This is a genomic window from Weizmannia sp. CD-2023 (assembly GCF_036225245.1).
GTDB classification, from domain to species: Bacteria; Bacillota; Bacilli; order Bacillales; family Bacillaceae_C; genus Weizmannia; species Weizmannia faecalis.
The window spans coordinates 1-11254 of record NZ_JARTJQ010000052.1 but is presented as its reverse complement, the minus strand read 5'-3'; the positions used below and the strand labels follow the sequence as shown (position 1 = coordinate 11254).

Sequence of the window (11254 nt, the reverse complement as noted above, 5' to 3'; positions counted from 1 at the left end):
TTCATTTTTTCACATGTTTGGAGGGGTACGGGATGATGGATATTCATTGCCATATTTTGCCGGGAATTGACGACGGTGCGCAAACGATATACGACAGCCTTGATATGGCAAAACAAGCCGTCTCCCAGGGGATCAAGCAGATTATTGCCACCCCTCATCATATGAACGGGAAATACGAAAACCGCAAAACAGAAATCGTTCAAAAAGTCAATGAATTGAATGAAAAATTGAAGGAAGAACGAATTGATCTGGAGATTCTGCCAGGGCAGGAAAACCGGATTTATGGCGAAATTTTGGAAGACTATGAAAAAGGTGAAATTCAGACGTTGGCCGGCACTTCTTACCTGTTTATCGAGTTTCCATCGGGACATGTGCCGCGCTACGCAGAAACGCTTTTATATGAGATACAAGTGAAGGGCTTAATGCCAATTATTGTTCATCCGGAGCGGAACGCGGAGCTGATTCAGCATCCGGATCGGTTGTATGAAATGGTGAATAATGGTGTGGCAACACAAATTACAGCCGCAAGCTTAACGGGCGCTTTCGGGAAAAAGATAAAAAAATTCACTGAACAGCTGATAGAAGCGAATCTCACCCATTTTCTTGCATCAGACGCCCATAATGTAAAAACGCGTGCTTTTAAAATGGATGAAGCAGCGGACGAAATTGAAAAGAAATACGGCACGGATATGCTCTACTTCTTTACAGAAAACGCCGAACTGCTTGCAGGCGGCCAATCCATTTACAGAGAAATTCCGCAGCCAGTAAGACAAAAGAAATTGTTTGGTTTGTTTTAATTGTCCTTCTTTTTTAGCATTTTAGGAGAAGCATCAAGGTATATGAATGGAACTATGGGGCTGCTCCGCTGTTTTTGGCAAACAGTTTTATCCAATGTTGCTTGATTTTGGAACAGCTATTTCGGGTATGTCTCTCATCCGTTATCGTGCGAGGCACTCGGCCATGCTGTGGGTGTGTGTGCACCTTAGACGCCTGTCGTCAAGAGTGTGGTGTGAGGGCGGGTTAGATGCCCGATCATTTATTTTTATACCCGAATGCTGGAAGAACAAACATCGATTGTTTTTATCGTACTGCGCAAATCTTAAAAATCAATTAGAATAAGGAGGAATTTACGTGAAAAAAGTGAGAAAGGCAATTATCCCGGCTGCAGGCCTCGGAACACGGTTTTTGCCTGCAACAAAAGCGATGCCGAAAGAAATGTTGCCAATTGTGGACAAGCCTACGATCCAATACATAGTCGAAGAAGCCGTTGAATCCGGCATCGAAGACATCATCATTGTAACCGGAAAAGGGAAGCGTGCGATCGAAGACCATTTCGACAACGCCTGGGAACTTGAACAAAACCTTGCTGAAAAAGGAAAATTCGACCTCTTAGATAAAGTCCGCTACTCATCCAACTTAGCCAATATCCACTATATCCGACAGAAAGAACCGCTCGGCTTGGGGCATGCCGTTTGGTGCGCTCGCAACTTTATCGGCGACGAACCATTTGCGGTCCTTTTGGGTGACGACATCGTCCAAAACGATCCGCCATGCTTAAAACAACTCATTGATCAGTACGAAGAAACCCGTTCTTCCGTTATCGGCGTCCAGCAAGTCCCGGAAGAAGAAACACATCGGTATGGCATTATCGCACCCGCTTCCAAAGAAGGCCGCCGATATCAAGTTGACAAATTTGTCGAAAAGCCAAAACAAGGCACTGCACCATCCAATCTGGCCATCATCGGACGCTATTTACTGACACCAGAAATCTTTATGTTCCTGGACAAACAAGAAAAAGGGGCCGGCGGTGAGATCCAATTAACAGATGCCATCCAGCAACTGAACCAGATTCAAAGAGTATTTGCTTACCAGTTTGAGGGTAAGCGGTATGATGTAGGTGAGAAGCTTGGCTTTATTCAATCCCAGATTGAAATGGCTTTGCAAGACGAGACAATCAGCCAGGACTTATTAGAAATAATGAAAGGAATTATTGAAAAAACAAATACAAGCGTATTGGAAACGAAATAGGGGGTATTTGAAGTGGCTGACACCAGTTATGCTTCCAGTTCAGTTGTAAGGTCCTCTGCTACCCAGAAAATAGAGACAACAAAAAAGATTGAATTTGAAGAGAAAAAAACCTATACAATGATAAAACGTGGGATAGATATAATTGGTGCAAGTATGGGGCTCATTTTTTTATCATGGTTATTTTTAATTGTTGCTGTTCTTATAAAAATTGAAGACCCTAAAGGGACAGTATTCTTCAAGCAAATTCGGGTTGGAAAGAATGGAAAAGAGTTTTATATGTTCAAGTTCCGCTCTATGGTGTCAGATGCTGAGGAACGATTAAAAGATCTTTTGAAGTACAACGAAATTGACGGCGCCATGTTTAAGTTAAAAGAGGACCCACGGGTTACAAAAATTGGCAAGTTTATCCGAAAAACGAGTATTGACGAACTCCCCCAACTTTGGAATGTGTTAAAAGGTGAAATGAGTTTAGTTGGGCCAAGGCCACCGTTGCCGAGGGAAGTAAAAGAATACACTAATTATGATAAACAAAGGTTATTGGTAGTGCCAGGATGTACAGGATTGTGGCAAGTAAGTGGAAGAAATGATTTAGATTTTAATGAAATGGTAGAATTAGATTTAAAATATATTAAAGAGAGATCAATTTGGTATGATGTCAAAATAATTATTAAAACGGTTAAAATAATAATAAGACCTAATAGTGCATTTTAAGATATAAAAATCTAGATAGATTTAGTATTTAACTTAACTAATATTTTTTATAGAAAAAATTTTGATTTTAAAGGAATGAAACATTTAGTGGATAGTGTATGTGCAGTAATTGTGACCTATAATAGGTTATCAATGCTAAAAGAGTGTATTGAATCGTTATTAATGCAAACTTATCCCGTAGATAAAATACTAATAATTAATAATAATAGTACAGATGGAACATATGAATTTCTTAAAGAAGCCCAAAAAAAGTGGGGAGTAATCCAAGCTTTTAATTTGGAAAGTAATATTGGCGGAGCTGGTGGATTTAGTAAGGGTGTTGATATTGCGTTTAAACAAAACTATGACTGGGTTTGGATTATGGATGATGATGCTGAACCTCAAGAAAATTGTCTAGAAAGTTTAATCAATTTCAAACAAGATACAAAAGATACCTTAGGTTTTATAGCCCCTGTAATTATAAATAAATATTCTAAGGAAATTCAAAACTACCATCATAAATATTTAAATAAATTTCTTACTCAAGATACTCCTGTAGAAATAGACAAGATTAAAACATTAGATTCAATAGAGATTGATGCAAATGCATTTGTCGGTCCTCTAATATCAAAGAAGGCAATTCAACAGGTTGGTTCACCTAGAGCGGACTTTTTTATTTGGCTTGATGATACAGAATATACTTATAGAATAAGTCGGAATATGAAAAGTTATTTAGTAAGTAACGCTATAATTTACCATAAGGATAATGCTACTAATAATAGTAATGATGTTGGAAACTTTTGGAAGGTTTGTTATGGAATTAGAAATCGTTATTTGTGGATAGATTCAAGTTTAAAAGGGACTGTAAAAATATTAGCATCATTAAAGGTACTATCTGTTATTTTAAAAAAATATTTAGAAATAGTAATAAAAAAAGAATGGATGCATAATAGGAAGCTCGGAATTAGGTATTTAGCAAGATTGTTACTCTGCTGTTTAAGTAAAAAAACTGGTAAATTTATTATTCCAGAAGAGTATCTAAGCAGAGTTAAAAATTAAGTGATAGGTCAATACTTTTTTATTTGGAATTTATTTGGGATTCATTAAAAATATTAGAAAATACATTTTTGTTAACTGTGTTGTAAGGTATTAATTGACATTACCATATTAACTAGGACGTTGGGTCTGGAAAAATATGGACAATATAATAATTTAAATTGATAGATTCTATGTTTCTGCTTAAAACCCAAAGATCGTACATGGTGGTATAATATATCAACTTTTTAATTATAAGTATGGTATTTTTAAATTTAGAAGTCTAAGATTTGAAACCAAGACTATAAAGGTGTAATTTTTATGGGAATACTATTTACTAAATGTAAAACTCGATATACTCGATAATTGATCATAAACACTTTGAATTTGGAACTCAGTCGAAACTATTATTACTTAGGGCTTACTGAATAAGCAAAATTCCTTGATTTGGCAAGTGGTGACATCTTTAACCAAAATTTAATTGCAAGGGGTCTTTAAAAAGTCTAGTGAAAAGCTTGCACTCAAAAGCTGATTCAACGTATAGAGAAGACAGAATCATACATTTTGGCAGATCTTCCATAGTTTGAAACAGAGCTTGCTGACAAATGGGTACAAACTCAGAATGGAATTCGTTTAGCAAACCCTACTTAAGTTTACTAAAGAAAATCTAAAAAGAATACTGATGAACCATACAATTCAATAAACAATATAAAGAATTTCGACTCAATATAATAAATTGGAAATTCTCAAGGGGTTTAAAATGGAACAGATAGTAATGTTTAATATTAGTATAGATAATCTGACATTAGATGAGGCCTGCAATCAAATATTATTATTTGCTGAAAAAAGAGAAATAAAGAGATATGTAGTTACTCCAAATGTGGATCATCTTGTAAAGTTAAGAAAAGATAAGGAGTTTCAACGTATTTATGAAAATGCATCCTTAGTACTTGCAGACGGTATGCCTTTAATATGGGCGTCTAAGTTGTTAAAACAGCCATTGAAAGAAAAGGTATCTGGATCAGATTTGTTCCCATTAATTTGTGAAAAAGCCTCTCACAAAAATATGAAGTTATTTTTCTTGGGTGGGGAAGAAGGAGTAGCACATAAAGCTGCTTTAGTTTTAAAAAAGAAATATCCAAATATAAATATAGTCGGAATTTATTCTCCCCCCTTTGGTTTTGAAAAAAGTGAATCTGAAAATAGAAAAATAATAAACATGATCAATAAAGCTGAACCAGATTTGTTGTTTGTTGGGTTAGGTGCACCTAAGCAGGAAAAATGGATATATAAATATATGGGTGACTTTAATGTTCCTGTTTCGCTTGCTATTGGTGCTTCATTTGATTTTGTTGCAGGAACCAAAAAAAGGGCACCTAAATGGATGCAAAAGTCAGGACTAGAATGGTTATGGCGGTTTTGCTTAGAACCAAAAAGATTAGCTAAGCGCTACTTTGTTGATGGTTTTCAATTTTTTAATCTTTTTCTTTATGAGGTTTCAACTAGAAAGAGAAAATAGGGAGGAAACATGAGAATATTATTTTTGACAACTCTCTTACCTTTTCCATTAGATAATGGTGGGAAGATAAAAACCTACTATCTATTAAAAGCATTATCTAATAAAAATATGGTTGATGTATTGACTTTTATAAATAATAAGAAGGATAATAATTACATTAAACAAATTGAACAGATTTGTAACCAAGTTGAAGTTGTTGAGAAAATTTTAATTGCTAAATCATCAAAAAAACAATTAATAAAAGATTACTTAAAAAGTTTTTTTAGTAGGAATCCTTATGTAATAAATAAATTTTATTCCAAAAATATGGCGTATAAATTAATAGAATATCAAAAGAAGAACTCTTATGATTTGATATATGTTGATCATTTACCTATGATGGTTTATCATAAGTTATTTCGTAGTCCTGTAATTTTGGATGAACATAATGTTGAATCACTCATAATGAAGAGACGTTATGAAGCTGAAAAAAATACAATAAAAAAATATATTGAATTTCTAGAATACAAAAAACTAGTGAATTTTGAAAAAAAATCTCTAATAGAAGCAAATCATATTATTTCACTCAGTGAGCAGGATAAACAAGAATTAAGTAAACTGATAAATAATAAAAAGAAAATTGACGTTCTACCAATTTGTATAGAAAAGAATTACGTGAAAAAGTCAGTAGAGAGAAAACAATGCGAAAAATTAAGACTGTTATTTGTAGGTACAATGTCATGGTATCCAAATTCTCAAGGAATTGAATGGTTTATAAAAGAAGTTTTTACTAAATTAGACGAGAACAAATTTGAGTTGTTTGTAGTAGGAGGAAATCCACCTACTACAATAAAAAGATGGAATAGAAATGATAATATTCATATAGTTGGGTATGTTGAAGATGTAAATGATTATATAGAGAGTTGTCACGTGAATATTGTTCCAATCTTTATCGGAAGTGGTTTAAGAGTGAAAATTATTGAAGCATTTAGCAAGGGGATTCCAGTTTTATCTACAAGTATAGGAGCCGAAGGAATAAAAACAAAAAATGGAGTAAATATATTAATAGCTGATAATTCAAAAGAATTTATCGATCATCTTAATAAGATATACGATGATGATTCAATATTAAATAATATAAAAAGTAAAGCATTAGCTACTTTTGAAAAGCATTATTCTTTGAATTATTTAACCAAGAGAATAGATAATATAATTCTGTTGTAACTTTAAATGTTTTTAAAAAAATACAAAGAGGAGATTTTGAATTGAAATTAATATTATTGTCTGGTGGATCTGGTAAACGTTTATGGCCTTTGTCAAATGAGTCGCGATCTAAACAATTTTTAAAAGTATTGGAGGACAAAGATAAAAAACTTCAATCTATGGTACAACGAGTATGGCAACAGTTAAAAATTAGTGGATTACAAGAGTCTACCTTGATTGCGACTAGTAAATCACAAGTTGATATGATTAAAAGTCAATTAAATAATAACGTTGAATTAATTGTTGAGCCATCACGAAGAGATACATTCCCAGCAATTTCTTTAGCAGCAGCCTACTTATATTCAAAAAAAGATATTGATTTAAATGAGGTTATTGCGGTATTACCAGTTGATCCTTATGTAGAGATAGAATTTTTTTATAGAGTTAAGGAATTAGAAGAAATTATTCAGAATGAATTAGCAGATATTGCATTATTGGGCGTTTGTCCAACTTATCCTTCAGAAAAATACGGCTATATTGTTCCAAGTAATGGTTTAAATGGAAATAATACTATTAATGTTTCTCGGTTCATTGAAAAACCTAATGAGGAAGTGGCAAACAAATTAATAAGCCAAGGTGCGCTTTGGAATTGTGGAGTATTTGCATTTAAACTAGGTTATCTTATTAAAATATTAAATGATAATCACTATCCTACCGATTACAATGTACTTTTAAAAGATTATAATAAATTACCGAAAATCAGTTTTGATTATGAAGTTGTGGAAAAAACAAAAAATATTGTAGCTTTATCTTATCAAGGTGACTGGAAGGATTTAGGGACTTGGAATACTTTAACAGAAGAGATGGGTACAAATCAAATTGGAAAAGGTGTTATAAGTGAAGATTGCGCAAATACTCACTTAATAAATGAACTTGATATTCCAGTAACGATTTTGGGTATTTCTAACGCAGTAGTTGCTGTCAGTCCCGATGGTGTTCTCGTTTCAGATAAAAGTAAAAGCCCAAAAGTTAAAGAATTAATTAATAATTTTAATGCTAGACCAATGTATGAAGAACGTCTCTGGGGTTGGTATCGTATTTTAGATTATACAAAATATAGTGATCAAGAAGTACTGACAAATAGATTAGGTATTAAAAAAGGAAAAAATTTAAGTTACCTGTATCATTTAGCTCGTAATAAAACATGGATGATTGTAAATGGAGAGGGGCTTATTGCTCTAAATGATAGTCTGCGAATTGTGAAAGCTGGTGATGTAATACAAATTGATATGGAAGTAAAGCACTCAATAAAAGCAATCAAAAATTTGGAAATCATTGAGATTCAAACAGGTACTGAGTTATTTGAAGAAGATATTATAAGACTGATTTCCGATTGGGATGAAATTGAAGCTAATTGTTATATGAATGTCCCTGAATAGATTAACGGAAGTTAAGGTAAGTATAAAGTGACTATTCAAATTAGAATTTTATGAGGTAAAAGAAATTGGAAAAATTATTCGAAAACGCATTAGCCATTCTTAAAGGAAAAATAAAATGCAATCTTTTTATACAGAAGTGTGGCAAATTGCCAAGATTTCATGGGTATTGTAAATTAAAGAATAAAGGGAAAATAGTGATAGGAAATAGATTTTGTGCTTACGGCAAACCTGTTCCAGTTATGATGACAACTGAGGAACCAACATCCAAGTTGCTTATTGGTGATAATGTATTTCTAAATTATGGAGTAGATATAGGCTGTAGAAAGTCAATAAGAATTGGAAATAATGTAAAGATTGGTCAATATACAAGTATTATGGATAATAACTATCATTTAGTCGATGTTGGTGATGATATTTCAGGTAAGGAAATTATTATCTGTGATAATGTCTGGATAGGTATTAGATGCATAGTACTGCCAGGAGTTACTATTGGGAAAAACTCTGTTATAGCTTCAGGAAGTATAGTAACTAAAGATATTCCTGAAAATGTTATGGCTGCAGGTGTTCCCGCTAAAGTAATAAAAAAAAATAAATATTCCAAATGATTGGATAAGATACTAAGTATAAAGAATCTAAGATATAATAGCTTGGTTAAAGAATATGGAAGGAGAATAACAGTATTACTCCTTATCTTACCAATTGGGAATAAGTTATTTAACATATTAGAAGTGTGTAGTAAAATACCTGAGAGGTGAGGTATTGGGTGAAGACAGAAAATGGTACAAAGCTTTTTAATTTTATGGTTTTAATTTATCCTCTATTAGATATTATTTACTCTTTAGATAGTATAATTTTAAAAATTAATCTTCCAATCAATCAGTTTGTAAGATTTTTATTTATGATATATCTATTAAGATTTGTAAAAAAGAAAAGTTATGTTGTTATCATTATACTTTTTTCTTTGTTAACATTGGGGGAAATTACTTTTGCATATCAAGGAAACTTAAATTTATTTGGTGATATCTCTTATATTACAAAACTACTATTTTTTGTAATTACAGTATATGGAATTGAGGGAATGCTCGAAGAAAAGATTATTACTCCTATAAAGCTTTTAACTTTAATTGTTAATTCGAGTTATATTATATGTGCCAGCGTTATTTTAAGTAAATTTGGATTTGGATTCAATTCTTGGGGTGAGAATAGTTTAAGATCCGGAGTAAAAGGATTATTCACAGTTCAAAATACAGTTACAGCAACCTTACTTATAATTTTACCAATATGTTTATTGTTGTATCGGGAAACAAAAAATTCTAGATATATTTTAAATTTCTGTTTAATATTTTTGTCTCTGTCATTTTTAGGTACAAAATCTGGATTAGCTGGGGCTGTAGTAATTTCATTGGTACAATTAATTTATTTATTTATAAAAACTAAGACAACATATTTAAAAATGGCTATTACTTTTTTCTTAGCCTTGGGAATTATTTGCTTAGTATATTTATCGCTTGGCTATATAAAGTCTTTTGTAAATACACAAGAAGCTATTTATAATCAATTTGGTTATGTTAATATTTATAGTTTTATTCTATCAAACAGAGACTTGCAAGTTTTAGCTTTACAAAGATATATAAATGGTCTTAGTAATATTAATCCAGTTTTTACATTTGGATTAGGATATTCACTTTCAAATGAAGTAATCCATGCTTTCAAACCAGATTTTCAGGCGATAGAAATGGATTTTTATGGGATATACTATTATTCTGGTATTTGGGTTTTAGTATTGTTTGTGATAGTTATAGCAAAAAAATATTTTAACTCGATCTTTAATTTATTTAAATCGAAATTTAGTTTTTATAGTTTGAGCATATTTGTAGGCTTAACAATTGGTATTTTCCACGCCTTTTACGGTGGGCATGTAGTCTATGAAGCTTTAACAATACTTTATTTTTGTTCCTTATTAAGTATTTCAAGATTTGAATACAAAAAACAAAAATTAAAGTTAGAGGAAAATCAAGGAAATGAAAAAGACAAAGTTTTGGTCTAGTTATTTTATATTTTTTTTGTTCTTGGTAGTTCTTATATTATTAACAAATTGTACACATTCGGCATTTGAGTTAAGCAACCAAAATGCATCAAAAGAAACTGAGAGATTATATAATTATATTAAAAATCAACAAGGGAGAAGCATTATATCTGGACAACAAGATCTTTCAAATGCCGAGTGGATTAAACAGATGACTGGAAATTATCCTGCTATTGTTGGTTTTGATTTTTATGATTATTCCTCTGCATCTAAATTAGCACATGGTGGTAAATCATATCAGGTAGAGCAGGCTATTCAATGGCACAACAAAAATGGAATTGTTACATTTTGTTGGCATTGGGTTGCTCCAAATATGAAATATAACGAAAATTGGTCCAATGGATTTTATACTAGATATACAGACTTTAATGTCGAATATGCACTAGATCATCCAAAATCGAATGATTATAAAATGATTATTAAAGATATTGATTTAATTGCTGTTCAATTAAAAAGGCTTCAAAAAGCTAATGTGCCTATACTGTTTCGTCCACTACATGAGGCTGAAGGGAAATGGTTTTGGTGGGGGGCAAAAGGCCCAAAATATGCTAAAAAATTATACATACTACTATATAATCGACTTACACATTATCACAAGTTAAATAATATTATTTGGGTGTGGAGCTCAACTTCAAAACAATGGTACCCAGGTGATAAATATGTGGATATCATAGGTTATGATTATTATACTAAACCGATGGATACTGATCCCGTGCTCTCAAAGTATAAGCAATTGAGTGAATTTAATAAACCGGTAGCGTTAACGGAAACTGGCACAATTCCAGATCCTCTTCTGGTGAATAAAACCAATGCCTCATGGAGTTGGTTTATGGAGTGGAGAGATGACTTTTTAAAAGATGGGAGTTATAATAAATTAGAGTACTTAAAGTATGTATATAACAATTCCTATGTAATCACTTTGGAAAGATTGCCTAAATTAAAATGAAAGGAAAAGTTATTAAGTTAATTAGGGCTTGCTGAATAAACAAAAATTCCAGATTTGACAAGGATTTTGGCCACTTTTGTCGAATATAAAGTGTAAGGATTTTATAGGAAACGTGTAAAAAACCTTGCACTTGGAGGCCGTTACGATGTACAAAAAGACCGAACATCAATTAACTTTTGTAGAAGATTTTTTTCTACCATTCGGTGGAAAATTAAATAAAGAAAATCGCTGGGTCCGTCTTGCTGAATTAATCCCTTGGTGGAAGGCTGAAGAAAAGTATGCCAAGTCCTTCAAGAAAAAATTCAAAGGCGAAAAGGCTTATTCTGTCA

General features: G+C 32.2%; 10 protein-coding genes and 1 pseudogene. All 11 read left to right on the top strand.

Features of this window, described 5'->3' with window-relative positions:
* Positions 1-32 precede the first annotated feature (32 nt).
* Complete coding sequence (locus P9687_RS07405) at positions 33-797, top strand: tyrosine-protein phosphatase (protein ID WP_328228703.1); 765 nt, start codon at positions 33-35, stop codon at positions 795-797.
* Positions 798-1131: 334 nt separating this feature from the next.
* The gene (galU, locus tag P9687_RS07400; protein ID WP_328228702.1) at positions 1132-2028 is read left to right on the top strand and encodes a UTP--glucose-1-phosphate uridylyltransferase GalU; all 897 of its coding nucleotides are present in this window, start codon (positions 1132-1134) and stop codon (positions 2026-2028) included.
* Positions 2029-2040: 12 nt separating this feature from the next.
* Positions 2041-2739, top strand: coding sequence for a sugar transferase (locus tag P9687_RS07395; protein WP_328228701.1), 699 nt, complete (start codon positions 2041-2043; stop codon positions 2737-2739).
* A gap of 75 nt (positions 2740-2814) precedes the next feature.
* On the top strand, positions 2815-3777 hold the full coding sequence (locus P9687_RS07390) for a glycosyltransferase family 2 protein (RefSeq protein WP_328228699.1): 963 nt from the start codon (positions 2815-2817) through the stop codon (positions 3775-3777).
* A gap of 736 nt (positions 3778-4513) precedes the next feature.
* The gene (locus P9687_RS07385) at positions 4514-5272 is read left to right on the top strand and encodes a WecB/TagA/CpsF family glycosyltransferase (protein WP_328228697.1); all 759 of its coding nucleotides are present in this window, start codon (positions 4514-4516) and stop codon (positions 5270-5272) included.
* Positions 5273-5281: 9 nt separating this feature from the next.
* On the top strand, positions 5282-6475 hold the full coding sequence (locus P9687_RS07380) for a glycosyltransferase family 4 protein (RefSeq protein WP_328228696.1): 1194 nt from the start codon (positions 5282-5284) through the stop codon (positions 6473-6475).
* A 41-nt stretch (positions 6476-6516) separates the two neighbouring features.
* Positions 6517-7893, top strand: a complete 1377-nt coding sequence (locus tag P9687_RS07375; RefSeq protein ID WP_328228695.1) for a sugar phosphate nucleotidyltransferase — start codon at positions 6517-6519, stop codon at positions 7891-7893.
* A 65-nt stretch (positions 7894-7958) separates the two neighbouring features.
* On the top strand, positions 7959-8498 hold the full coding sequence (locus P9687_RS07370; RefSeq protein ID WP_328228694.1) for an acyltransferase: 540 nt from the start codon (positions 7959-7961) through the stop codon (positions 8496-8498).
* A gap of 158 nt (positions 8499-8656) precedes the next feature.
* Complete coding sequence (locus tag P9687_RS07365; protein WP_328228693.1) at positions 8657-9940, top strand: O-antigen ligase family protein; 1284 nt, start codon at positions 8657-8659, stop codon at positions 9938-9940.
* Positions 9915-10925, top strand: a complete 1011-nt coding sequence (locus tag P9687_RS07360) for a glycosyl hydrolase (RefSeq protein ID WP_328228692.1) — start codon at positions 9915-9917, stop codon at positions 10923-10925. The genes P9687_RS07365 and P9687_RS07360 overlap by 26 nt, the downstream gene beginning before the upstream one ends.
* Positions 10926-11070: 145 nt before the next feature.
* Positions 11071-11254 (top strand): annotated as a pseudogene (locus P9687_RS07355) (IS5/IS1182 family transposase); the annotation flags it as partial.